This is a genomic window from Agrobacterium sp. AGB01 (assembly GCF_014851585.1).
Classification (GTDB): domain Bacteria; phylum Pseudomonadota; class Alphaproteobacteria; order Rhizobiales; family Rhizobiaceae; genus Agrobacterium.
Genome location: NZ_JACVAB010000003.1, coordinates 554396 through 579601, shown reverse-complemented (window position 1 = coordinate 579601; position 25206 = coordinate 554396). Strand labels below are relative to the sequence as shown.

The window sequence follows — 25206 nt, the reverse complement described above, 5'->3', positions numbered from 1 at the left end:
AAATCACACTTTGTAGTGCAAGAGGACGTTCCAAAGCCCTCGAAAGGACGGGTTCCGTTTGCGAAGGGTTGGCCTTTATCGTTACCCGGCTATTCTCACTTTTACGGGTGTCAAGGCAGGCGGCAATGATTTCGTCGTCTGTCGTTCTGTGTTGATCAGCAACCTTAGAAAACAGCCGACTTCAAACGTGGTTGATAGCGACCCAAAGAGAAACTTCGCGACTTTCCCTTTGGGCCGTTTTCTCATGTATTGGGCTGAGATTGCTGTTCGGAATACTTTAGTGGTGTGCCGTGGTCGATGAATGCCTCGATGCGCTCACGCCACGGCTTGATGTCCAGCTTCTGCTCTTCGATCCATTTCGGATTGTAGTAAGTCGCGGAGTAACGGTCTCCGCTATCGCAGATCAGGGATACCAGTGATCCGTCTTTGCCTTGGCGCATCATTTCGCTGGCAATGCACAAAAGACCGAAGAAGTTTGTGCCGGTTGAGCCACCAACACGACGGAAAAGCCGGTCAGAAAGAACGTGCGCGGCAGCAATCGAAGCGACATCTGGTACGCGGATCATATGGTCGATCACGCCGGGTACGAAGGAAGGCTCGACGCGTGGTCGGCCAATGCCTTCAATGCGGCTTCCGGGAGCAGTTTTTTCCATGTCGCCACTTGCCCAGGCGTCATAGAAGGCAGAACCCTCAACATCGACCACCGCGAGGCGCGTTTCGAGGTTCTTGTAGCGGATAAACCGACCAATCGTTGCCGATGTCCCGCCGGTGCCAGCGCTCATCACCACCCAGTCCGGAACGGGGTGACCCTCATATTGCATCTGTTCGAACACGCTCTGGGCAATGTTGTTGTTACCGCGCCAGTCCGTTGCTCTTTCGGCATTGGTGAACTGGTCCAGATAATGGCCGCCAGATTCGGTGGCGAGTTTCTGCGCCACGGAATAGACGTCGCCAGCATGGTCTACGAAATGGCACTTGCCGCCGAAGCGCTCGATCGCCTCGACTTTTTGCGGGCTGGTGGAGCGCGGCATGACGGCGATGAAGGGGAGATCCAGCAGGTTCGCAAAATAGGCCTCTGAGACTGCGGTCGAGCCGGAAGATGCCTCAACAAGCGTTGTGCCCGGACCGATTCTGCCGTTACAAATCCCGTAAAGGAAAAGAGAGCGTGCCAGACGGTGCTTGAGACTGCCCGTCGGGTGGGTGCTTTCGTCCTTTAGGTATACGCTGATGTTTTTCAGGCCGGGAAAAATCGGTTTGACGAGGTGCGTGTCTGCAGAGCGATGTCCATCGCCCTGCAGAATATTCAATGCGCGTCGCGTCCATTCGCGGTCAGCCGCTGTTATCGGCAGTTCAAAGTGATGTTCGCAACACATGTCAGTCATGTCAGGCGTCCTTGAGGGCGATGACAGCTTCGATTTCGATCTGGGCACCCTTTGGCAGCGCCGAAACCTCGAAGGTCGCGCGGGCAGGGAAGGGCGCCTTGAAGAATTCTGCGTAGGCGGCGTTGATGTCTGCAAAGCGCGACAGGTCGCGTACCAGCACTGTTGTCTTGACGGTTCTGGAAAGATCCGTACCAGCGGCCTCTGCAATGGCTGCGAGATTGCGCAGGCACTGGCGGGTCTGTTCAACCGGGTCGTTGGACGAAAATTCACCAGTGGTCGGATCGATTGGGATCTGTCCCGAGACAAAAAGCAGTCCGTTCACGGCGATAGCTTGCGAATATGGGCCAATGGCTGCTGGTGCGGCGTCGGTGGAAACAGGCTTCATGGAAATCTCACTTATAGTTTTGTCGGACGTTGGTGTCGCAGCGGTGGTGCCACTGCGATGATTCTTACTGTGCAATATGGTGCTGCCACACTGCGGCCTGTCAACGTTATCGCATGTGAAGGCTTGTCCAAAGCCAATTGCATCACTGTCTGTCGATGATTTTTCCAGACCTGCTTTCAACGGTCCTGACGCGGTAGGAGGGTTTTTTAAAGGTTTTCCAAGGGCGTAGAGCAACCTGTCATCCAGAATAAAAAATCTGTCGTACAGATTTGACAAAATCTGATATTTCTGTCTAATTATGTCAGGCAGAATGATGAGGGCGTGCTGCGCCCAGGCTTGCATACGGGAGGAATTATGATCATCACCGACGTCGAAGTGCGCGTTTTCCAAACGACGACCCGTCGCCATTCGGATAGTGCCGGTCATGCACATCCCGGACCCGCGCATAAGGTTGAGCAGGCCATGCTCACCATTCGCACCGAGGATGGTCTGGAAGGCCACTCATTTACGGCGCCTGAAATTGTGCGCCCGCATGTCATCGAAAAATTCGTGAAAAAGGTACTGATCGGTCAGGATTACCGTGATCGTGAACGCTTGTGGCAAGACCTTGCGCACTGGCAGCGCGGCTCTGCCGCGCAGCTGACAGATCGCACTCTGGCGGTCGTGGACTGCGCATTGTGGGATCTTGCCGGCCGGGCGTTGAACACACCTGTATACAAGTTGATTGGCGGTTATCGCGACAAGGTTCTCGCCTATGGTTCCATCATGTGTGGCGATGAACTCGAGGGTGGACTGGCAACCCCCGAAGATTACGGCCGGTTTGGCGAAACGCTGGTCAAACGTGGTTACAAAGGCATCAAGCTGCACACCTGGATGCCGCCTGTAAGCTGGGCGCCTGACGTAAAAATGGACCTGAAGGCGTGCGCCGCAGTTCGCGAAGCTGTTGGTCCTGATATTCGCCTGATGATCGATGCGTTTCACTGGTATTCGCGCACCGATGCGCTGGCGCTGGGTCGCGGACTTGAAAAGCTTGGTTTCGACTGGATTGAAGAACCGATGGATGAGCAATCCATGTCATCCTACAAGTGGCTTGCCGATAATCTCGATATCCCGGTTGTCGGGCCAGAAAGTGCAGCCGGCAAACATTGGCATCGCGCCGAGTGGCTTAAGGCAGGCGCTTGCGACATTCTTAGAACGGGTGTCAACGATGTCGGTGGTATTACGCCAGCATTGAAAACCATGCATCTGGCGGAAGCATTCGGCGTTGAATGCGAAGTCCATGGCAACACTGCCATGAACCTGCATGTCGTCGCCGCGACCAAGAATTGCCGCTGGTACGAGCGTGGCCTGCTGCATCCATTCCTCGAATATGACGATGGTCACGATTACCTGAAGTCGCTGTCAGATCCGATGGATAGTGACGGTTACGTCCATGTGCCGGATCGTCCAGGCCTTGGTGAAGACATCGACTTCAACTTCATTGAGAACAACAGGGTTCGGTGATCGTATCATGAAGACGGTTCTTGCATTCGGAGACAGTCTTACATGGGGTGCCGACCCAACGACTGGCTTGCGCCATCCGGCCGATTATCGCTGGCCGGATGTGCTGGAAAAAGAACTGGGCGGACAGGCCAAGATCCTTTCAGAAGGGCTTGGCGGCCGGACCACATGTTATGATGACCATGCCGGGCCGGCGTGCCGCAATGGCGCCAAGGCGCTGGAAGTAGCGCTGGCAAGCCATATGCCGCTCGACCTCGTTATCATCATGCTTGGCACAAATGATATCAAACCAACCCATGGCGGGCGTGCCGAACCCGCCGTGACCGGCATCCGCCGGCTTGCGCAGATCGTTGATACGTTCCCTTACAAGCCGCGTGATGCAAAGCCAAAGCTGATGATCGTTGCGCCACCTGCCTGTGTTGCCGGTGCGAGCGGCGTTCCGGCGGCCGGACGCGATATTGCAGAATCGCAGCGTCTTGGCCCCCTATATCGCAAACTTGCCACAGAACTTGGCCATTTCTTCTTCGATGCTGGTTCTGTAGCAAAGTCATCCCCGGTTGATGGTGTTCATCTGGAGGCTGACGAAACTGCAAAGATAGGAAAAGCACTGGCAGCACCTGTTGGTGAAATCCTTCGCTGATCCATCCGGGCCTGTGGAGGAACAGGCCGGTCTGTATATTGAAAACTTGGAGAGCCGTCATTCCACAGGAAACGGCAAATTGGGAGGAAATATGAGACACTTTCTTGCTACAGCGGCCCTCGGCGCGCTTTTGATCGGCGCTTTGCCAATCAATTCGTTTGCCGAGACACCCAAGGATCAGCTCGTCGTTGCGACAACAATGAGCAATATTCTGACGCTTGATCCCGCTGCAATTACCGGCCGTGAAACCGTTCAGGTACTCAACAATACCTATGACACGCTGGTCATTCTGTCGCCAGAAGACCGCAGCATCCAGCCGCGTCTTGCAGAGCGTTGGGAAGTCGCCGAAGACCGCATGTCCATTCGCTTCCATCTGCGCAGTGATGCCAAGTTTGAATCCGGCAATGCCGTGACTGCACAGGACGTTGCCTGGAGCCTGAAGCGTCTGCTGGTTCGCAATCTTGCGCAGTCTTCGTTCCTAAAAACCCGTGGTTACAAGGTTGAGAACGCTGACAAGCTGTTTGTTGCTGAAAACGACAACACATTTGTCCTCAACCTGCCGCAGCCGGATGACCCGAGCCTGCTGCTGATGATCCTTGCCCAGAACGGTCCAGGCTCAATCATCGACAGCAAGACAGCTCTGGCCAATGAAAAAGACGGTGACCTTGGTGCCAGCTGGCTGACCCTGAACTCGGCGGGTTCTGGGCCTTTCAAGCTGACCCAGTGGAAGTCGAATGAATTTATCATTCTCACTCGTAATGATGACTACTGGGGTGAAAAGCCCGCGATGAAGCGCGTTCTCATGCGCCATCTGCCTGAATCGCAATCCCAGCGCCTGATGCTTGAAAAGGGTGATATCGACGTAGCATATTCCTTGCAGGCGCCTGACCTGCGTTCGCTTGAGGCAGACAAGGATATTGCCATTGAATCGACGCCCGGTTCGGGCTTCTATTACCTCAGCGTCTCGATGAAAGACGAACGTTTCGCCAATAAGAAAGTGCGCGAAGCATTGCGTTACCTGATCGATTACGAGGGTCTCGATAAGGCAATCATGCCGTATTACGGCAAACTGCATCAGCGCCCGATCAGCACCGGTTTCCTCGGAGCGCTGCCGGATGAAGGTTACAAACTGGATATCGAAAAGGCCAAGGCTCTGCTGGCCGAGGGTGGCTTCCCGAATGGTTTCAAGACAACGCTGCGCGTTCTCTCAGAAGATCCGTTCATGAAAGCCGCAACGGCCATCCAGAACACACTGGCACAGGCCGGCATACAGGCTGAAATCATCAGCGGTTCTGGCGACCAGATTTACGGTGCGATGCGTGAGCGCAAGTTTGAACTGCTGCTTGGTCGCGGCGGTGGTGGCCAGCAGCCACACCCTGACAACAATCTGCGTTCTATCGCCTACAATCCGAACAATGCAGACGATGCAAAGCTAACCAACTATCAGGGATGGCGCACCAGCTTCTACGACGAGAAGCTGAACAAGATGATCGAAGATGCGTTGCTTGAGCGTGATATCGCCAAGCAGGGCAAGCTCTACGAAGACATTCAGACCTACATGGATGAAATCGTCATGTCGATCCAGCCGTTCTCTGAAGTCGTTGACACCGCTGCTTTCCGTAGTGACGTGAAAGGTATGATTGTCAGCCCTTGGCTTTCGCGTTTTGAAAGTATCAGCAAGGATCGTTGATCCCGCCTTATCCTCCCAAAGGCACAGAAAGGCGCGTGTTACCACGCGCCTTTCTGCTTTAGGTTTGAAACCTATGCCGCTTAGATGACGACAGGGACTGCCCAGGTCAGGCGAACATGTCCGCCTGGTGTGCTGTCATCGTAATCCAGTGTCGCATCCAGTGTTTTGCACATGGCCTTGATAAGCTTAGTGCCTAGGCCGGTGCCCTTTGGAGCTGCCGATGGATTGAAACCGATCCCGTCATCATCGACACACAGCTGAAGCTGGTTGTTCTCCATCTGGCGTAACGTGACTCCAATCTGTCCCTTGCCTTCCGGGTAGGCATATTTGAGGGCGTTGGAGACCAGTTCGGTGACGATCACACCCAGCGCCACGGCCTGATCGGCGGTGACAAACACTGCCCTCAGGTCGGTGGTAACATTGATGTCAGAGGATGCGCCACCAGTGCGTTGCAAGTCGTCAATCAAGGCGCCGAGATAGACATCGAGGGCGACAGCGCCGACATTTTCCGAGGTGTAAAGACTGCGATGAACGCCAGCGATTGCTGCAATGCGACTTTGGGTTTCGTGAAGCGCGTTCTTGGCTTCATCACTGATGACGGTGTTGGTCTGCAAGCGGATCATGGCCGAAACAAGTGACAAACTATTGGCTACACGGTGGTTCATTTCCGCCACCATCAGTTCTGCCCGTTCCTTAGCGACGATCAGCAACCGGTCGGCCTCGTCCTTTTCCCGTCTTAGTTTGGCATTGTTCAGTGCCTGATCGATAGCACTGGCCAAGAGCGGGAAAAAGTCGTCGGTTACGGTTTTGATGACGTAGTCCGCAGCGCCGCCCTTAAGCGCGTTGATGGCAATCTGCGCATCGCTGGACCCTGTTACATAGAGAATTGGAACCAGTGTAGATTTACAGCCAATTTCTTCTAGAAAATGTAAGCCAGTCTTGTCCTGAAAATAATGATCCAGGACAACTGCGTCGTAGGTGTCGGCCATGAAGGCCTCAATGCCGGCTGCAACGGAGGCTGCATGAGTTACACTGTAATCGTAGCGACCAAGAATACGCTGCGCCAGCCTTGCCAATGCCGGATCGTCGTCGATGTATAAAATGCGAGCCGGCATTGAATTCCTCAAGGCACCTGAATAACGGAGAAAAACAGGCCCAGATTGCGGATGGCGGTTGCGAATCCATCATAATCGACCGGTTTGGTAATATAGACGTTTGCGCCAAGGTCATAACATTTTTGGATTTCACGTTCGTCGTCAGTTGTTGTCAACACCACGACCGGAAGCCGGCGCGTGTGTTCATTTGTCTTGATCTGCTCAAGGATATCGATGCCCGACATGTCCGGCAGGTTCAAATCCAACAGAATTAGCAGATAGCGGTCCTTGCTCGGCAGACCATCACGGTTTTCGCCGAGAATGTAGTCGAGCGCCTTCTTGCCCAGGGTGAAGGGGACGATTTCGTTATTGACGCCGGCACGGCGGACATTTTTCTCGATAAGACGGGCGTGTCCCTCATCGTCCTCGATCATGACGATAGTGACTTCCTGGCCAGAAGCTTTCATAGCTCGTTACTCCTTGGGATTTTGGTCAAATCTGAAGGCAAAATCAGCCGGAAAGTGCTGCCTTTGCCTGGTTCAGAATCCACCGTAATGTCTCCTCCTAAATTTCTTATTAGTGACCGGACGTGGGCAAGTCCAATTCCTTCGCCTGGTTGGTCCTGCTCACCTGCACGCCGGAACAACTCGAAAATGCGCTCCAGGTCTTGACGTCCGATCCCGCGACCATTGTCTTTGATGTCAATGCGCACACGGCCATGTCCATTGCTGTAACTTCTGACGGAAAGCTGCAAGGGTCGACCTGGCTGCTGGTATTTTACCGCGTTGTCGAACAGGTTGCCAAAGATTTGGTCTAGCGAAATGCGATCGCTGATAACGTGCCGCACGTCCATCGAGATGGAGATATCGCCACCTGAACTGGTGACCTGGTGATGGACGCTGGCTGATGCCGTGTCCAACAAGGACTGAAGGTCTATCTTTTCGGGGGTAAGCTTGCGGCGTCCGTCGCGGGAAATCTTCAGGATGGCATTGATCAATTGATCCATTTTGCGCGTCGATGAACGAATGAAGGTGATTGCCTCCGGCAAGTCTTCCTCCACGGCAAGACGGGCATTGCGAATGTCCTGCTCGTCAGGCTTTTTTTCATCCGCCAGAACATAGGCGGTCAGGTGTTTGACCGAACTTTCAAACTCGCTCAGAAAGCCCATGATATTGACTAGGGGCGCACGCAAATCATGGGTCACGATATAGGCGAAACGCTGGATTTCCTGGTTGGCGCGAATAAGGTCTTCAGTGCGTTCGTTCACGCGTTCTTCCAGCCCCTTGTTTAGATACGCCAGTTCAGCCTGGGCGCTTGAAAGTGCACGAATGTGCTGCACGATGATCGCAAGCGCGCCACCAACAACGCCCAGTATGGCAATAGCAGCTGTTATCGTCAGCCATTGCAATATTCGCGCGATATCGATCTGCTCAGAAACAATGATGCGCAACCTATCGTCTACCGTTGTCTGGTAGGTGGAGAGGATATCGCGAATTTCATCCATGTATCGGAGACCAGAATCGGTCCTGAGTAGCGAGATAGCGCCGTCAAAATCGCCATTCTCGGCGAGGGCAAGCGTGCGGTTTGTCTCTTCAATTTTTGCGTCTGTAAGCTTGTCCAGTTCTGGCAGCTTCGCGGCAAGTACTGGGGTATCGGAAAGGCTTTCCCGCAGCTTCGGCCTGATATCCGGCAGTCGCGCCATGGCTTCGTTGTATGGTTCGAGATATTTTTCATCTCGCGAAAGTAAATAACCTCGCTGACCAGTTTCAGCGTCTTGCATGGACGTCAGCATATTAAGGACCTGCGCACGGATGGTGCGTAGCTGAAGAATTTCCCGTGAATAATCGTTGTTGGCATTAACGAGCCATAACGATGAACCAACCATAACGATAAGCAGAGCAATCCCTGCAACCAACATGAGCAGGGTTGATCGTGCAAAGTTTGTCATTCGTGCCATGAAAGATCCGGGTCAGGTAAATTGCCTCAAACATCGAAAGGCAAGGGGAGGGTAGGTATGAGGGAGAGACGTATCACACTTCTGTCAGAAATGTTGCGTGGTTATATGATGAAGTGTTGTTCGTCTCATGTTCTTGCCCGTTTCACGTAATGCGACCCAAAGTAACGTGTCGAACGCATTTTCGTTCCAAGCGCTGCTCGGTTTTTTTTGTTCGATGCTGTGATTTGTCCGATACGCAACGTTTCATCACGGCTCTGTCGCGGCGTTGGTGCATTATTTTGTCCTGCGGCGGAAAAACTACGTACCGAATTGTGGAAAACTGTACGGTCTATTTTGCGGGCTCGTTACAATCCAAAACTGTATTTCAGACCTGTTGTCATTTGTGCCTCGTCGACTGAAACGTTGCAGTGTATATGAATGTTTCAATAATGCCCGGATTGGTCGTCTATTGTTGCGAACTCCAGTGAGTGTTTGAATTTTTGTTGCGCGTAACGGCGTGCTTTTTCTTTGGTCTTATCAACTCAGGCTCTATGTATAAATTTCCTTCAAATAAATGATCGCACACCTATGCAACCTATGAGGGATTAAATCCTGTGTGTTCAGCGCTGAATTGATGTCATTCGATGTGAAGTATCTTGCTTTCCATTCAAAACTGTCATTCCTTGCCCATTCCTCGAAAAATCTGGGAGATAAAAAATGAACTCATTCAAAACAACAACAAGAGCAGCTGTTCTGCTCGGTTCCCTCCTCATTGGCGCAAGTTCAGCCTTGGCTGAGACCGTTCTTCATCGTGGCAACTCGGGTGAGCCACAGACCCTCGATCAGGCGCAGACTTCGATCAATATCGAAGCGTTCATTGTCAAAGACCTCTATGAAGGTTTGACGATTTACGACGCTCACGGCAAGATCATTCCTGGTGCGGCAGAAAGCTGGACCGTTTCTGATGATGGCACCGTTTACACTTTCAAGCTGCGTGCCAACGCAAAGTGGTCGGATGGAACGCCTGTAACTGCGCAGGACTTCGTTTTCTCCTACAAGCGCGTTGAAGACCCAGCCACTGCTGCGAAATACGCGAACATTCTTTATCCGATCAAGAATGCCGAGAAGGTCAACAAGGGCGAAGCGCCTGTTGACGAACTTGGCGTCAAGGCCGTGGACGAAAAGACGCTCGAAATCACGCTTGAGCGTGCGACGCCATTCTTCCTCGAGCTTCTGGCTCACCAGACTGCATTGCCGGTTTCGCAGGCAAGCATTGAAAAGAACGGCAAGGACTTTGTTAAGCCCGGCGTGATGGTGTCCAACGGCGCCTACAAACTTCAGGCACACGTTCCAAACGACAGCTTGACTGTTGTTAAGAACGAGAATTTCTGGGACGCAGAAAACGTCAAGATCGACAAGGTCGTTTTCTACCCAATCGAGGATCAGGCTGCATCGGTTCGCCGTTTTGAAGCCAAGGAAATGGATCTGGCCTACAACTTCTCGGCAGATCAGATCGACCGCCTGACAAAGGCTTACGGCGATCAGGTTCACGTTTCGCCGACGCTGGCAACCTATTATTACGCTTTCGACACCCGCCAGGAGCCTTACAGCGATGTTCGCGTTCGTCAGGCCCTGTCCATGGCCGTAGACCGTGACTTCCTTGCCAAGGAAATCTACAGCGGTTCGCAGGTTCCTGCCTACTCCATGGTTCCTCCTGGTATCGACAGTTACGGTGAGCCATCAAAGGCCGACTTTGCTTCGCTCTCGCAGCTTGATCGCGAAGACAAGGCTATCGAACTGATGAAAGAAGCCGGTTACGGTGAAGGCGCAAAGCCGCTGGAAATCGAAATCCGCTACAACACCAACCCGAACCATGAGCGTGTGGCAACCGCAATCGCGGATATGTGGAAAAACACATTCGGTGCCAAGGTTTCCCTGGTTAACCTCGATGTATCCTCGCACTACGCTTACCTGCAGGAAGGTGGCAAGTTCAACGTAGCCCGTGCTGGCTGGGTTGCTGACTATGCCGACGCTGAAAACTTCCTTGCGCTTTCGGTTTCCACAAATACGACGTTCAACTACGGCAAGTTCAAAAATGATGAATATGATGCGCTGATGAAGAAGTCGTATGAAGAAGCCGACATGACTGCGCGTGCAAAAATCCTGCATGAAGCAGAGGCTATCCTGTCTCGCGAGCAGCCGGTTGCTCCGCTTCTGACTCAGGCTGATCTTTGGCTCGTTTCCAGCCGCGTAAAGGGCTGGGAAGATAACGCTGCAAACGAGCATTTGAGCCGTTTTCTGAGCATCTCTGAGTAACAATAAGTGGCACGGCGGCGTCCCGCCGTGCCATACCGGAGTTAACGAACCATGTTATCATTTATTCTGCGCCGATTGGCGAGCGCGGTGCCGACGCTGTTTATTGTCGTCACGATTTCGTTTTTCCTGATGCGCTTTGCGCCGGGTGGACCTTTCAACCTTGAACGTCCGTTACCGCCTCAGACGATGGAAAATCTGATGAGGACCTATCAGCTGGATCAGCCATTGTGGCGCCAGTACATTCACTACATCACCAATGCCGTGACCGGTGATTTTGGACCGAGCTATATCTACAAGGACAACACTGTCGCCGAGTTGATCGGAAAAGGTCTGCCTTATTCGCTCGAACTTGGCTTTTACGCGCTGCTTTTGGCACTCGTCGGCGGCGTATTGGCTGGTACATTGGCTGCCTTGAGGCAGAACAGTACCTTTGATTTTTCACTCATGTCGGTTTCGACCGTTGGTATTACCGTACCGAACTTCGTTGTCGGTCCCGTGCTGACGCTGGTTTTTGCCGTTCTGCTTGGTTGGTTGCCAGCCGGTAGCTGGGGCGACGGATCGCTGCGTTATCTCATTCTGCCCATGATCGCACTTGCCCTGCCACAGCTGGCGGTGATTGCACGTCTGACACGTGGTTCGATGATCGAAGCGCTCAGGATGGACCACATTCGCACCGTCAAGGCCTATGGTCTTCCTGCAAGAACGGTTGTCATCATCCATGCGATGCGTGCCGCCATGTTGCCGGTTGTTTCTTACCTTGCACCGTGTGCTGCAGCCTTGCTGACCGGTTCGGCTGTCGTTGAAACGATCTTCACTATCCCAGGCGTAGGGCGCTACTTCGTGCTTGGCGCTATCAACCGTGATTATACGCTTGTTATGGGCACCGTTGTTCTCATTGCGATCTTCGTTATCGTTTTCAATCTTGTGGTCGACATCCTTTACGGCCTTCTTGATCCGAGGGTTCGCCATGACTGATATGTCTGCAAACACGGCTCCGCTGCCGGCTACAAAAAGTCGCAGCCTTTTCCAGCTTGCCGCTCAGCGGTTCCGTAGAAACCGTGCGGCAATGGCCGGTTCGATCATGCTGGCGCTGATTGCGCTTTTTTCTTTCCTTGGTCCACATTTCCTGAACCACACCTATGACCAGGTGTTCCCATCCTATGTGTCCATCCCGCCGAGCCTTGAGCCACGTCCGGATGTCACCAATCTTCAGGGTGTTGTTGAGGGAATTGCTTCGCGTGCGCGCGTTGATCTCAAGGAGTTCGAGGTCAGCGGACAATCTTTCACGGCGACCGTAACCTCGGATAGCGAGATCGATCCGCGCACCACGCGTTATTTCGATCGCGCCAATGAGTTCGAAAACACCAAGGTGACAGCAACCGAAGACGATGGCCGTACGCTGAAACTGGAAGGCAACGTCAACCGCGAATACTTCTTCTTTGGTACCGATTCCAACGGCCGTGACCTTCTGGTGCGTGTCATGCTCGGTGGTCAGATTTCGATTGCTGTCGGCATTCTCGCAAGCCTTGTGTCACTGGGCATCGGTGTTATCTACGGCGCGACGTCTGGTTACATCGGCGGACGTGTCGACAACGTCATGATGCGTATTGTCGAAATCCTCTACTCGCTGCCATTCGTATTCCTTGTGGTGGTGCTGGTGGTGTTTTTCGGTCGCAGCTTCATCCTGATCTTTCTGGTGATTGGTGCGGTCGAGTGGCTGGATATGGCGCGTATCGTGCGCGGGCAGACGCTTGCATTGAAGCGGCGTGAGTTTGTCGGTGCAGCGCAGGCGTTGGGATTGACGGATTGGCAGATCATTCGCCGTCACATTATCCCTAACACGATTGGCCCCGTTGTGGTGTTCGTTACCGTTGTTGTTCCAAAGGTCATTCTTCTTGAAAGCTTCCTGTCCTTCCTTGGTCTCGGTGTTCAGGCGCCGCTGACAAGTTGGGGAGCGTTGATTTCAGAAGGCGCAAACAATATCCAGTCTGCACCATGGCTTTTGATTTTCCCGGCCACCTTCTTCGTTTTGACGTTGTTTTCTTTGAACTTCGTTGGTGATGGCCTGCGCGATGCGCTCGATCCGAAAGACCGCTGACATGAATGACACATCACAAACCATTCTTGCCGTTCGTGGACTGAAGGTTGATTTCACCACGCCTGACGGAACGGTGAATGCCGTCAAGGGCATTAATCTCGACGTCCGGGCAGGGGAGACGCTGGCTGTCGTGGGTGAATCCGGCTCCGGCAAAAGCCAGACCATGATGGGTATCATGGGACTTCTGGCAGCCAATGGCCAAGTGCAGGGTTCCGCCAAATATCGCGGCCATGAACTTGTCGGCTTGCGTTCGGATGAGCTCAACACCATCCGCGGCGCCAAGATTACCATGATCTTCCAGGAGCCGATGACCTCGCTTGATCCGCTCTACAAGATCGGCAAGCAGATTGCAGAACCTATCCTGCATCACCGCGGAGGCAGTCGCAAAGAGGCACGCGCGCGTGTTCTGGAATTGCTGGAACTGGTTGGTATTCCTGATCCGGCACGTCGCATCGACAGCTATCCGCACGAGCTCTCTGGTGGCCAACGTCAACGTGTCATGATCGCAATGGCACTGGCCAATGAACCGGACATTCTGATTGCCGATGAGCCGACAACAGCACTCGACGTGACAATCCAGGCCCAGATCCTTGACCTGCTCAAATCCTTGCAGCAGCGTTTTGGTATGGCCATCGTGTTGATTACGCACGATCTCGGAGTGGTGAAGCACTTTGCTGATCGTGTCACGGTGATGCGTCGCGGCGAGGTGGTTGAGGCTGGTTCCACAGCAAACATTTTTGAACGTCCTCAACAGGACTACACGAAAATGCTGCTGGATGCCGAACCAAGCGGACGCAAGCCGGACGTGGCGGATGAGGCGCAGGTCGTGCTGTCCGGGCAAGCCGTAACCGTCGATTACCAGATTGCTGGCGGGTTCCTGTCGGGCAAAAAGAGCGCGTTCCGCGCCGTCAATGGTGTCGATGTCACATTGCGACAGGGACAAACAATTGGCGTTGTCGGGGAGTCCGGTTCCGGAAAATCCACGCTCGGCCGCGCCCTGTTGAAACTGGTAGAGGCCAAGGGAAAGGTCGTGTTCGAAAAGACGGACATTTCCGCTTTCGATCGAAAAGCCATGCGGCCCCTTCGCAAAAAACTGCAACTGGTGTTTCAGGACCCTTACGGTTCACTTTCGCCGCGCCAGACGGTCGGTGAGATCATCACTGAAGGCCTGTTTGTGCATGAGCCACAACTGAGCCGGGCAGAGCGAGACCAGCGTGCCATCAAGGCGCTGCAGGAGGTTGGCCTCGATCCCGACGCCCGCAATCGTTATCCGCATGAGTTTTCAGGCGGCCAGCGACAGCGCATCGCCATTGCACGTGCCATCATCCTGAAGCCCGATGTCGTCATTCTCGATGAGCCGACGTCTGCACTTGACCGCTCGGTTCAGGGACAGGTTATTGACCTGCTGCGCGACCTGCAGAAAACGCATGGTCTGTCGTACATTTTCATCAGCCATGACCTGTCGGTTATCAAGGCGATGTCCGACTACGTCATGGTTATGAAGGACGGCAAGGTTGTTGAGGAAGGCACGACAGATGCAATCTTCGAAGCACCGCGTGAAACTTACACGCAGACGCTGATGAACGCCGCTTTCACAGCGTAAAACCGAGGTGGCATAAGTAATAAAATCCCCCGGCTATTTGGTCAGGGGGATTTTTTATTGGTCAGGTTTACGGTTGATTTGGTGTGAGCAAGTAGTGCCCAACCCCCCAGACGTCGCCATTGTCGTGACCGAACAGGCCGGCTGTCGCCAGGAAGAACAATCGCCAGCGACGCTCCCAAAGATGAGCGTCCTTGCCATAGACGGTTTTTAACAACGGTCTAATCTGGTCGATTTCGCGGTCGAAATTTGCCAGCCAATCGATAGCCGTTTGTTGATAATGTTGGCCAGACCAACGCCAATCCTGTTCAACGGTGAAGCTCTCTCCAAAGCGATAAGGCAGATCATAAGCGGGCATGATGCCGCCGGTGAAGAAATGATGGGCAATCCAGTCTGCGGGATTGTTATGGTCGAAACGATAGGAGCGGTTCTTGTGCGTGAAAACATGCAGGAACAATTTTCCGTCCGGTTTCAACCATCCATGTACACGTTCAAGAAGGGTGTGCCAGTTGGACATGTGCTCGAACATTTCCACGGAGACCACTCGATCAAATGTTTCTTTTGTTTCAAAAATATTCATGTCGGCCGTGACGACGCTGAGGTTGGTATGGCCTTTATCCTGAGCTTTGGCGGTTATGTATTCGCGTTGGGAAGCTGAATTGGAAACAGACAGGATTGTCGATCTGGGAAAGTTTTCGGCCAACCAAAGGGAAAGCGAGCCCCAGCCGCAGCCGAGTTCTAGGATTGTCATGCCATCCTCTATTCCGGCATGTTTGACTGTCTGTCTCAGTGCCTCGCGTTCCGCATCTAGAAGGGAGGTAGTTAGATCGGGATAGAAACAGCATGAGTATTTTCGCCGTGGGCCGAGCACCAGCGAAAAAAACTCCGCAGGCACTTCGTAATGTTGCCGGTTGGCGTCACTCGTGTGCGTCGCAACGGGAAACTTGGCCATCTCAGACACGAATTCAATTTCCCGGTCATGGGGAATGGTTTCCAGACGGTGTTTGGTGCGGTTACACAGGAAGTCAATTCCAGCAAGCGTCATACCGTCTGATAATGGCATTCTCTCCGCCGCATTGATGGCAAAGGCCAGCATGTTCATTGTGTTGCTCCTTGTTCAGTGGCGGAGTTCTTTTTGCGGGGACCGGGGAAGAAAGCGTTGACACGGGCTTGCAAGGCTCGAAATTTTTCGCCGCGACTTCTCAACATATGCTCTTCAAGTGGTGGGATGCCGGAAACGTGCACCAGCAGCCAGTACATCATGGCAGGCGCAAGCAATGCCAACCAGCTCCAGCCGCCAGTGTCGATCGCCAACAATGGCCAAGTGCACCAGAATAACCATTCAAAGAAGTAATTCGGGTGGCGAGAGTAACGCCACAATCCAATTTCACATACACCCGTTTTGGCTTCTGGAGTTTTTCTGAAACCCGCCAATTGGGCGTCTGAAAGGCTTTCGCCTGCGAGAGCTATGACGGCGATGCCAAGTGCAATCAAATCAACAATCCGAGGAAACGCGCTTTCGTTGCTGGCGGCCAGATACACTGCCAAAACCAGTACAAATGCCGCGGCAGCTTGTATCTGCAAGAACCAGAATAATCTGAACGAGGCCGCCTTTCCCCATTGTTCAATGAACTTGGCGTAGCGGGGATCTTCCTTGGCGCCCTTTGAGCGTGTCCCGATGTGGGCTCCAAGTCGCAACGACCACAATGCGATGACAACGGAGATCATGATGCGGCGTTCGCTTGCGCCATCAGCCCAAATTGCCGAGGCAATGCCACCAAGTCCGACGGCAAATGACCAGATCGTATCGATCCAGCCGCTGTTGCCGGTCCTGCGCTGCGTGGCCCATGCACCGAACATTGCAAGAGAAAGACCGGCTGCTGCGAAAATGAGGAAACTGAAATCCATTTCTACCGCCTGTTGCACAGCAATGTCACACTGCTTTCATCACCTATCTACGGAACTGACGGCATTCTGGTTTCGTTTAACGGGCAAAATATTCAAATAAAGATTCCTGGCGGAACTGAACCGTTTCCAATAGCCACTCGTATTGCTTCTGTAGATGTGAATTCGCACCAGTCGCTGTCCGCGACCTGTTGCTCCAGTCGGTTCAATGCGATTGGAGCGTGAAGAGGAGTGTGGGGTATGAAATGGATATTACCAGTTTCAGTCATCCTTTGCCTTGGCTCGAACTCTGCCATGGCAGAGGATATTTTCGGGCAGTGGTCGCGCGGTGATGGCAATGCCCGGGTGAAGATAGACCAGTGTGGAGCCAATATCTGTGCGACGAATACCTGGATAAAACCGGGTACACCGAAAGAAAAAACCGGTGACAAGCTTATCATGACCATTTCGCCTGCCTCAGATGGTAAATATTCCGGAACCGCTTTCGATCCTCAGCGCGATCTTACCTACAAGATCAGCGTTGAGGTGAAGGGCAACAACATGACGACCAAGGGCTGCGTACTTGCCGGTTTGCTGTGCAAGGGCGTTCAATGGACAAGGCTGGATTGACGTCATGACTACAATCGACATGGATGCCAATCAGTGAGAATGTCAGGAGCAAAATGGTCATTCGGGGCGTGTTCTATGTGGTTCTCGGCGCTCTCATGATGACGTTGGCATCAGGGATAAAAGCTCCAACTTCGGCAAATCCAGTCGAGGACGAGCGCCTCATCGATGTTGGCGGGTTCATGATGAACAGCCTTTTGCTGGAACCCGCACACAAGGCTGATTTGCCGGCGATTGTCTTTATTCACGGCGCTAGCACCAGCCTGTTTGATCCATTGGTCGCCTTTCGCTCGAGTTTGGAGGGACGCGCCAGACTGCTGTTTGTTGACAGACCAGGTCATGGTCGTTCGCAGATCGGCGGCGAGGGCAACATTTTGCCGGATGGACAGGCGGATGCCATTGCAAGTCTGATGGACAAGCGCGGCATCAAAAATGCAATCGTGGTTGGTCACTCTTACGGTGGCGCAATTGCTGCTGCGCTTGCTTTGCGACATCCAGAGAAGGTGACGGGACTGGTTTTCCTGTCGCCTGCGGTTTATGACTGGCCGGGCGGCGTCTCGTGGTATTATGACGCTGCGCGTATCCCGATCAGCGGTGTTTTGTTCAGCACCCTTGTTGCGCCACCGGCAGGGCTGTTGGCGATTGGCGCTGCGACAAAGTCAGTGTTTGCACCAAACCCCGTACCGCAAAACTATATAGCTCAAACCAAAGCATTGCAGGCTTTGCGCCCGGTTGCTTTCCGTCACAACGCATTGGAAGTCGCATCTTTGAATGCGTGGGCCAAAACGGCATCCCGCCAATATCCCGAGATAAAAGCAAGGACAATTATCATCACCGGTGATGCTGATAAGGTTGTGTCGCCGGAGATACATTCGAAACAGCTGGCACATGCCATCAAAGGCTCGAAGCTACTTGTCGTGCACAATCTTGGGCACAAACCGGATTACATCGCGGGCGATCTTGTCGTCGCAGCAATTGAGGTTGCGGCCGGCAAAAAACGGGATCTTTCGCGGATACTAAAATCTGTCGAACGACGCATAGCTGGTGATGGGCGTAAATCTCAAATGTAACGGTTCAAATTGCCCCGAGTGGCACACTAACCGGAGCGCAGTGCTGTTAAAGCCATGGAGAAGATCGAAAAATCCTCGACGGAGATTTCCAATATCATCGGTGTGATCGATGAAATCGCCTTCCAGACAAACCTTCTCGCATTGAATGCCGGTGTAGAAGCTGCGCGCGCCGGTGAGGCAGGCGAGGGCTTTGCGGTTGTCGCACAGGAAGTGCGGGAACTGGCACAGCGTTCCGCTGCCGCAGCAAAGGAAATCAAAGCGTTGATCCTGATGTCGACAGATCAGGTTCAGGAGGGCGTTCAACTTGTCGATGAAACAGGCAAGGCGCTGGAAGCCATCGTTGCCGAAGTTCAGGAAATCAATCGACATGTTTCGGCGATCGTTGACGCTTCCCAGGAACAGTCATCCAGTTTGCAGCAGATCAACACTGCCGTAAACCAAATGGACCAGGACACGCAGAAGAATGCGGCCATGGTCGAGGAGACCACTGCTGCAAGTCATGGTCTTGCGCGTGAGGTTTCATCGCTCAACCAGTTGCTCGGCCAGTTCAAGACAACGTCGGACGTAGCAAGCGCAGTACAGGCTGCACCATCGGCAAATGTGCCAAAATATAGCGCGTCCCCCGTTCGTTCATTGACGAACAAGCTTGCAACGGCCTTTGTCGGCAATGCGGCGCTCAAGGCGGATTGGGAAGAGTTCTGATAGTTAAGCAGAACCCAGCCACAATGAAGGCCCCGATGCGATGCGTCGGGGTCTTTCTCCTTTTTATTAGACAGGTCTTGTCCCCAAGCGATTTCAAATAGATATTTGTTGCGGTGTAACTGGGCTTTTCCGGCGGAATCGCAACAAATCTGTTGTATTTTGTCTTCTGCCACTCAGCAAAGTGGCAGCACTTTCCATATCTTCTTGCAATAGACCAAGTACCCGGTAACATACCAGACAGATTTTGTGCAGGTGAGGCGGCAATGGACGTGGAAAGCAGAGCGGGCGTGGAACACGGTAAGTCGCTGGCGTCAAAAATCAGCTCTGCGCTGCGGCGTGATCTGATGGAGGGTGTGTTCCGCCCGGGAGACAGACTTCCCAGCGAAAGTGCTCTGAGCCGCGAGTATTCGGTCAGTCGCACGGTTGTGCGTGAAGCAGTTGCCATCCTGCGTGCGGATGGCCTTGTGCACGCTCGCAAAGGTGCTGGAATATATGCGCTTGAATTGCCGCAAGAGCAGGACAAGCCTTTCAAGGATCTTACGACTGAACGCATTTCATCGGTTATCGAACTGCTTGAATTGAGGACTGTTTTCGAGGTCGAATCGGCTGGTTTGGCGGCGTCACGACGCTCTGCCGCGCAGATAGAGATGATTCTTGATGCTCACCGGAGCATTGGGGAGTGTCTTGCCACTGGCATGCCGACCCGTGATGCCGACTTCAATCTTCACCTCGCCATTGCCGAGGCTACTCAAAACCGGCGTTTTCCGGAGTTTCTGCAGCTTATCCGCTCTGGCATCATCCCGCGTGGCGAGTTGCAGGGATCTGCTCCAGGCTCTCGGCCGAAAGACTACAATCTTCACCTCCAAGAAGAGCACGGCCTGATCGTTGATGCGATCATTGAGGGCGATGCTGATCTGGCTCGAGAACGCATGCGCGCACATCTGCGTGGCAGTCTGGATCGCTACAAGGTGTTGCTGCGCTCGAAAGCCAAGGAAAGCGAAGAAATCACTCAGGCATAAACAGCTGTATTGTCAGACAGGCTGAGATATATGTATGATGACATGTTTAGTGTCATCAAGGAGGCATATATGACTCTTCCCAAGTTCCCGGTTGTTTCACCGGACGCCGGCGTTCTCCGTCAGGTCCTTTCCGAATCCCCAGAGTTGATGGTTGTTTCATTTCGCTTCGAAACTGGAGCAGAAGGTAAGCTTCACAAGCATCCACACGTCCAATCCACCTATGTTTCCAAAGGAAAATTTCGGTTTTTCCGTGATGGCGCAGCCTATGAATTGAAGGTTGGCGACAGTCTCGTCATTCCTGGAAACATTGAACATGGCTGTGAATGCCTGGAAGAGGGGGAATTAATCGACTGCTTTACCCCCCGCCGTGATGATTTCCTATAAGCGATGTAACTTGACAGTTTTATAAACCTGTGACAGGTTGATCAAAATTTGTCAGACAGGAAGGGAGCCTGTTAAGGCGCACTTCCCGCGGCTGGCAAACGGAGGAAACATGTCATCACGTCGCGTACAATTTAATGGTTGGGCCGAGCAGATTGGGACCATAGCTGTCACCCTGCTCGGCTTGCTTATGCTTACATTTTTCATCGGCCGCATGATGCCTGCCGACCCGGTGCGGGCGATCGTCGGTGAAGATGCGACACGGGAGACCTATGAGCAGGTCTTTCGTTCGCTCGGTCTTGACCGCCCCGTGTGGGAGCAGTTCTTCTTATATCTTCGCGATGTGCTGACCGGTAATTTCGGCACGTCTATCCGCACCGGTCAGCCTGTCATCCAGGATATTCTGCATGTCATGCCGGCGACGATTGAGCTGGCAACCTTTGCCATCATCATTGGTGCAGGCCTTGGTGTGCCGCTTGGCGTGTTTGCGGCGGTAAACAAGGATCGCTGGCAGGATCATGCCGTGCGTGTCGTCAGCCTGTTTGGCCATTCCATGCCGATTTTCTGGACCGGTATGATCGCGCTGATCGTGTTTTACGCCCATCTTGGTCTGGTTGGCGGTAGTGGCCGTATGGACCAGTTCTATATCGGTCTGGTGGATGAGCGGACGGGTTTCCTGCTGATCGACAGCCTGCTGGCCGGTGACATGGATGTGTTCTGGTCGGCGGTAAACCACCTCATTCTTCCCGCCAGCCTGCTTGGGTATTCGTCATCGGCCTATATCACCCGTATGACCCGCAGCTTCATGCTGGATCAGCTGGGTCAGGAATATGTCACCACGGCACGGGTGAAAGGCCTTTCCAGCCGACAGACCGTCTGGTTACACGCCTTTGGCAACATCCGCGTTCAGCTCGTCACCATCGTGGCGCTGGCCTATGGCTCACTGCTTGAAGGTGCCGTGCTGATCGAAACGGTTTTCGCATGGCCCGGTTTTGGCCAGTATCTCACCAGCAACCTGATTATCGGCGATATGAACGCGGTGATGACCTGTGTTCTGATCGTGGGCGTCATCTTCATCGGGCTTAACCTGTTGTCTGACGTTCTCTACCGCTTCTTTGATCCGAGGACACGCTGATGACCACGCAAACACAAAGCACAGTGCGTCTTCCCGCCTGGTTGAATGCCCTGAAAAACATTTTTGTTTTTCTGCTGAAAAGTCCGACCTCGACCTTTGGTCTGATCGTTCTGGGACTGCTTATTCTGGCGGCGGTTTTTGCGCCATTCATTGCCACACATGACCCCTATGCTCAGGATCTGGTCAACACCCTGCAGGCACCCGGTAACGGACATCTGTTCGGTACGGACGAGTTGGGGCGTGATATTTTCAGCCGCCTGATCTGGGGCGCCCGTATCACGCTGACAATCATCTTCCTGGTGTCGATCATCGTTGGCCCGATTGGACTGATTGTTGGCACGGCGTCCGGTTATCTCGGTGGCAAGTTTGATACGGTGATGATGCGGATTACCGATATCTTCCTGTCTTTCCCAAGCCTCATCCTGTCGCTGGCCTTTGTTGCGGCGCTTGGGCCAAGCCTCAACAATGCAATCATCGCCATTGCCTTGACCTCCTGGCCACCGATTGCCCGTCTGGCACGCGCTGAAGCAATGACCTTCCGCAATGCCGATTACATCGCAGCGGCACGTCTTCAGGGTGCGTCACCCATGCGCATCATCGTCAAGTCGATCATGCCCATGTGTCTGCCATCTGTTCTCATCCGTCTGACACTCAATATGGCAACGGTGATCCTGACAGCTGCTGGCCTTGGCTTTCTCGGTCTCGGTGCACAGCCACCATTGCCGGAATGGGGTGCGATGATCGCGACGGGACGGCGTTACATGCTGGATAGCTGGTGGCTGGTGACCTTCCCGGGCGTTGCCATCCTGTCGGTCAGTCTTGCCTTCAACCTGTTGGGCGACGGTCTGCGCGATGCACTCGACCCGAAGCAGATGAACCGGAGATAAGACGATGGAAAAGACCATTCTCGACGTTGAAAATCTCCGCATTCGTTATGGTGGCTCCGCCACGGAAGCCGTGCGCGGAGTGTCCTTCACCCTTGGACGCGAACGTCTCGGCATTGTTGGGGAAAGTGGCTCTGGTAAATCGACCGTAGGGCGTGCGCTGCTGAGACTGCTGCCTGGTGCGACCATTACCGCCGACACATTGCGTTTCGACGATCTTGACCTTCTGTCTCTTTCAGAGCGGCAGATGCTCAAGGTTCGCGGTCGCCGCATGTCGATGATCCTTCAGGATCCGAAGTTTTCGCTGAACCCGATCCGTCGGGTCGGCGATCAGGTGGCTGAAACCTATTTGCGGCATTTCAAATGCGCCAAGTCGGAAGCCAAAGACAAGGCACTGGCCATGCTGGAGGCGGTGAAGATCCGTGATCCGCTACGTGTTTACCAGCAGTATCCGCACGAGATTTCTGGCGGTATGGGCCAGCGCGTGATGATTGCCATGATGCTGTTGGCCGATCCTGATCTGGTGATTGCCGATGAACCAACTTCCGCACTTGATGTGACCGTGCGCCTTCAGGTGCTCAATATTCTCGATAGCCTTGTGCGCGATCGCGGTATTGGCCTGATCATGATCAGTCACGACCTTAATCTGGTGCGCAATTTCTGTGACCGCGTTCTTATCATGTATGCCGGCCGCGTTGTGGAAACACTTGAGGCGCGAAATCTGGATAATGCGCAACACCCTTACACGCGTGGTCTGCTCGCTGCACAGCCGCGTATTGGCGGTTCGCGTGCGCCGCTTGCGGTGCTCGACCGTCGTCCTGAATGGCTGGAGGAAACTGTCTGATGTCCGTTTCTGTTGAAACTCGCGATTTGTCCATTTCCTTCGGTACTGAACCCAATGCGGTCAAGGTTCTGCCCGGCGTATCATTCTCTGTTCAGCCGGGAGAATGTTTTGGCCTCGTCGGTGAATCCGGCTCCGGCAAGTCCACCGTTCTGCGTTGCGTATCCATGCTGACCGATTTCTGGAAGGGCGAGGTGCTGATCGCGGGCAAATCCGTTCGGGATATGCCGCTGATCGATCGTTGCCGCATCCTGCAAATGGTGTTTCAGGATCCCTATGGTTCCTTGCATCCGCGCCAGTCGGTGCGCACAGTTCTGAATGAACCACTGGTCATCCACAAGCTGGGCGACAGAGAAGAGCGTATGCGCAAGGCCATCACGGATGTTGGCTTGCCGGTGTCGTTCCTTGATCGTTTTCCGCACCAGCTGTCCGGCGGCCAGCGCCAGCGCGTTGCTATTGCCCGTGCGCTGATCCTGGAGCCATCCTTGCTGCTATTGGATGAGCCAACTTCGGCACTGGATGTGTCTGTTCAGGCGGAAATTCTCAACCTGTTGCAGCGTCTTCGTGAAGAGCGTGGTTTTACCTACATCATGGTTACACACGATCTGGCTGTGGTTGACCATATGTGCGACCGCTTTGCGGTGATGCTCAGAGGCGAGATTACCGAAATCCTGCCGCGCCAAGCCATCGCCGGAAACGGTGCCACGCATGATTATGCGCGTGAACTGATTGGCGCATCTCTGGAGTATGAAGGCGCACATTGAAGTGCTTGGCTTTTGATAAATCGCAGGAAAGGTGTTTCGATAATACAAACCCGGCGTAATTTTCGACCCAATATGGGGTATGATTAAGCCGACATATCGTATTTTCCATAGGGCTGCGCCTCCATTGCAGCCTGTGTCCCCGGGGCATCAGCCCAACTCCTCCCCACTTGCCCGGCATTTTTGCCGGGCATTTTTTCTGCGAAGTGTTTTAGATTGCCGCAAGGATGCGGTTGCAGATCGGTTTACTGGCCGCTCTCTGCATGGTCACTTTTTGCTCGACCGCCTGAATGATTGTGTCGCTGAAATCTACACCGCTCAATTCTTTGATATTCCACAGGCCGCCCGGGGAAAAAACATTCACTTCCAGGATCTTGTCTCCGACAATATCGAGACCGACAAGGAACATTCCGTCCTCAATCAGCTTGGGGCGCATGACCTCTGCAAGCGCCAGAATGTCGTCATTGATTTTTACCGCCTCCGCAGTCCCCTTTGCATGAATGTTGGAGCGCAGATCGCCCTTGGCAGGAACGCGTCTCAACGCGGCATGCACGCCATTATGGACCAGTGGCTTGCCATTCATCATGAAAAACCGAACATCACCTTCGGTCGCAGCTGGCAGATATGCCTGCGCAATCAAATAGCCTTCGACGCTGATAGCCTCGAAAATCTGATTAAGGTTGGTTTCTTTGCTGGAGCTGATTTTGAAAACATTCTTTCCGCCTGATCCCTGTAAAGGCTTTACAACAACACCTTTGGGATGCTGTTCCACAAAGCTGCGCAGTTCATCCGGATTACGGGTGATCAATGTGGTCGGGCGCACAATTTCCGGAAAGCTCTGAAAATAGAGCTTGTTCTGTGCCTTGGCCAAGCCTTCAGGATCGTTGAGAACCACGACCCCGCGTTCTGCTGCCATTCGTCCGAACAGCACACCTGCATGAACCGCCCAAGGACGGGACGTAAGATCAAGGGAGGGATCGTTGCGCAACATCAATGCATCGATTTCACTGACGTCGAATGTCTTGCGCTCCAGAGCCTTGTCCTGCAATGCGGCATGGAAGGTTTCCGGCTTCTTATATTTAGCGTGGGGCAACACTGCGGCATGAACGGCGAGGCTGTCGTCATCACGCAGGCTGAAATCGCCGGGGCAGAGGTACACGACCTCATGCCCGCGATTCAGTGCTGCCATAGCCATCAGTGCGGTTGCAAACTGTGGGCCCTCTGACTCGATGGAATTTACGAAAAATGCAATACGCATATG

General features: G+C 53.5%; 23 protein-coding genes and 1 pseudogene. 16 read left to right on the top strand and 8 right to left on the bottom strand.

From position 1 onward, the window contains the following. Positions 1 to 242: 242 nt before the first annotated feature. A complete protein-coding gene (locus IB237_RS14445) occupies positions 243 to 1382 on the bottom strand; it encodes a PLP-dependent cysteine synthase family protein (protein ID WP_210323945.1) in 1140 nt (379 codons plus the stop codon). A 1-nt stretch (position 1383) separates the two neighbouring features. Continuing rightward, the gene (locus IB237_RS14440; protein WP_192489343.1) at positions 1384 to 1767 is read right to left on the bottom strand and encodes a RidA family protein; all 384 of its coding nucleotides are present in this window, start codon (positions 1765 to 1767) and stop codon (positions 1384 to 1386) included. A gap of 354 nt (positions 1768 to 2121) precedes the next feature. Between IB237_RS14440 and IB237_RS14435 the strand changes: the two genes are divergently transcribed. The 3 genes from IB237_RS14435 to IB237_RS14425 all read left to right on the top strand — a co-directional run bounded on the left by IB237_RS14435 (position 2122) and on the right by IB237_RS14425 (position 5597). Then, positions 2122 to 3270: a mandelate racemase family protein gene (locus IB237_RS14435; RefSeq protein WP_192489342.1), complete on the top strand. Its 1149-nt coding sequence runs from the start codon at positions 2122 to 2124 to the stop codon at positions 3268 to 3270. 7 nt (positions 3271 to 3277) lie between these two features. Continuing rightward, positions 3278 to 3907 (top strand): SGNH/GDSL hydrolase family protein, encoded by a 630-nt coding sequence (locus IB237_RS14430; RefSeq protein ID WP_192489341.1) that lies wholly within the window; start codon positions 3278 to 3280, stop codon positions 3905 to 3907. A 91-nt stretch (positions 3908 to 3998) separates the two neighbouring features. Beyond that, positions 3999 to 5597, top strand: a complete 1599-nt coding sequence (locus IB237_RS14425) for an ABC transporter substrate-binding protein (RefSeq protein WP_192489340.1) — start codon at positions 3999 to 4001, stop codon at positions 5595 to 5597. 80 nt (positions 5598 to 5677) lie between these two features. Here IB237_RS14425 and IB237_RS14420 read toward each other — a convergent pair whose 3' ends face one another. From IB237_RS14420 to IB237_RS14410, 3 genes are read right to left on the bottom strand one after another with little or no spacing between them, the layout of a single operon-like run. Next, positions 5678 to 6712, bottom strand: a complete 1035-nt coding sequence (locus tag IB237_RS14420; protein WP_192489339.1) for a sensor histidine kinase — start codon at positions 6710 to 6712, stop codon at positions 5678 to 5680. Positions 6713 to 6720: 8 nt separating this feature from the next. Beyond that, entirely contained in the window at positions 6721 to 7158 is a 438-nt protein-coding gene (locus tag IB237_RS14415) for a response regulator (RefSeq protein ID WP_192489338.1), read from the bottom strand. After that, positions 7155 to 8648 (bottom strand): CHASE3 domain-containing protein, encoded by a 1494-nt coding sequence (locus tag IB237_RS14410; RefSeq protein WP_246787917.1) that lies wholly within the window; start codon positions 8646 to 8648, stop codon positions 7155 to 7157. Before IB237_RS14410 ends, IB237_RS14415 begins: the two co-directional genes overlap by 4 nt. Before the next feature lie 696 nt (positions 8649 to 9344). On the opposite strand from IB237_RS14410, the gene IB237_RS14405 reads away from it, so the two are divergent. From IB237_RS14405 to IB237_RS14390, 4 genes are read left to right on the top strand one after another with little or no spacing between them, the layout of a single operon-like run. Then, the gene (locus IB237_RS14405; protein WP_192489337.1) at positions 9345 to 10943 is read left to right on the top strand and encodes a peptide ABC transporter substrate-binding protein; all 1599 of its coding nucleotides are present in this window, start codon (positions 9345 to 9347) and stop codon (positions 10941 to 10943) included. Positions 10944 to 10994: 51 nt separating this feature from the next. After that, positions 10995 to 11918 carry an oligopeptide ABC transporter permease OppB gene (gene oppB, locus IB237_RS14400; protein ID WP_192489336.1) on the top strand — a complete coding sequence of 308 codons (924 nt, stop codon included), beginning with the start codon at positions 10995 to 10997 and terminating at the stop codon, positions 11916 to 11918. Continuing rightward, a complete protein-coding gene (locus IB237_RS14395; protein ID WP_192489335.1) occupies positions 11911 to 13041 on the top strand; it encodes an ABC transporter permease in 1131 nt (376 codons plus the stop codon). The genes oppB and IB237_RS14395 overlap by 8 nt, the downstream gene beginning before the upstream one ends. Position 13042: 1 nt before the next feature. Beyond that, a complete protein-coding gene (locus tag IB237_RS14390; RefSeq protein ID WP_192489334.1) occupies positions 13043 to 14644 on the top strand; it encodes an ABC transporter ATP-binding protein in 1602 nt (533 codons plus the stop codon). A gap of 67 nt (positions 14645 to 14711) precedes the next feature. Here IB237_RS14390 and IB237_RS14385 read toward each other — a convergent pair whose 3' ends face one another. Both IB237_RS14385 and IB237_RS14380 read right to left on the bottom strand, forming a co-directional pair. Beyond that, positions 14712 to 15743, bottom strand: a complete 1032-nt coding sequence (locus IB237_RS14385; RefSeq protein ID WP_192489333.1) for a cyclopropane-fatty-acyl-phospholipid synthase family protein — start codon at positions 15741 to 15743, stop codon at positions 14712 to 14714. Beyond that, positions 15740 to 16549, bottom strand: coding sequence for a DUF1295 domain-containing protein (locus tag IB237_RS14380; protein WP_192489332.1), 810 nt, complete (start codon positions 16547 to 16549; stop codon positions 15740 to 15742). Before IB237_RS14380 ends, IB237_RS14385 begins: the two co-directional genes overlap by 4 nt. 237 nt (positions 16550 to 16786) lie before the next feature. Between IB237_RS14380 and IB237_RS14375 the strand changes: the two genes are divergently transcribed. From IB237_RS14375 to IB237_RS14335, 9 genes and pseudogenes are all read left to right on the top strand, one after another. Beyond that, positions 16787 to 17155, top strand: a complete 369-nt coding sequence (locus tag IB237_RS14375) for a DUF2147 domain-containing protein (RefSeq protein WP_192489331.1) — start codon at positions 16787 to 16789, stop codon at positions 17153 to 17155. A 53-nt stretch (positions 17156 to 17208) separates the two neighbouring features. After that, positions 17209 to 18222 carry an alpha/beta fold hydrolase gene (locus IB237_RS14370; RefSeq protein WP_192489330.1) on the top strand — a complete coding sequence of 338 codons (1014 nt, stop codon included), beginning with the start codon at positions 17209 to 17211 and terminating at the stop codon, positions 18220 to 18222. A 36-nt stretch (positions 18223 to 18258) separates the two neighbouring features. Next, positions 18259 to 18924, top strand: a pseudogene (locus IB237_RS14365) (methyl-accepting chemotaxis protein); the annotation flags it as partial. A gap of 263 nt (positions 18925 to 19187) precedes the next feature. Then, complete coding sequence (locus IB237_RS14360; RefSeq protein WP_192489328.1) at positions 19188 to 19943, top strand: FadR/GntR family transcriptional regulator; 756 nt, start codon at positions 19188 to 19190, stop codon at positions 19941 to 19943. Positions 19944 to 20012: 69 nt separating this feature from the next. Continuing rightward, the gene (locus IB237_RS14355) at positions 20013 to 20327 is read left to right on the top strand and encodes a cupin domain-containing protein (RefSeq protein WP_192489327.1); all 315 of its coding nucleotides are present in this window, start codon (positions 20013 to 20015) and stop codon (positions 20325 to 20327) included. A gap of 109 nt (positions 20328 to 20436) precedes the next feature. Continuing rightward, on the top strand, positions 20437 to 21459 hold the full coding sequence (locus tag IB237_RS14350; protein WP_192489326.1) for an ABC transporter permease: 1023 nt from the start codon (positions 20437 to 20439) through the stop codon (positions 21457 to 21459). Further along, complete coding sequence (locus tag IB237_RS14345) at positions 21459 to 22346, top strand: ABC transporter permease (RefSeq protein WP_192489325.1); 888 nt, start codon at positions 21459 to 21461, stop codon at positions 22344 to 22346. Before IB237_RS14350 ends, IB237_RS14345 begins: the two co-directional genes overlap by 1 nt. Positions 22347 to 22350: 4 nt before the next feature. Further along, positions 22351 to 23187 (top strand): ABC transporter ATP-binding protein, encoded by an 837-nt coding sequence (locus tag IB237_RS14340; RefSeq protein WP_192489324.1) that lies wholly within the window; start codon positions 22351 to 22353, stop codon positions 23185 to 23187. Next, the gene (locus IB237_RS14335; RefSeq protein ID WP_192489323.1) at positions 23187 to 23948 is read left to right on the top strand and encodes an ABC transporter ATP-binding protein; all 762 of its coding nucleotides are present in this window, start codon (positions 23187 to 23189) and stop codon (positions 23946 to 23948) included. Before IB237_RS14340 ends, IB237_RS14335 begins: the two co-directional genes overlap by 1 nt. Positions 23949 to 24156: 208 nt before the next feature. Here IB237_RS14335 and IB237_RS14330 read toward each other — a convergent pair whose 3' ends face one another. Further along, positions 24157 to 25203 carry a glutathione synthase gene (locus IB237_RS14330; protein WP_192489322.1) on the bottom strand — a complete coding sequence of 349 codons (1047 nt, stop codon included), beginning with the start codon at positions 25201 to 25203 and terminating at the stop codon, positions 24157 to 24159. Between the last annotated feature and the right edge of the window lie 3 nt (positions 25204 to 25206).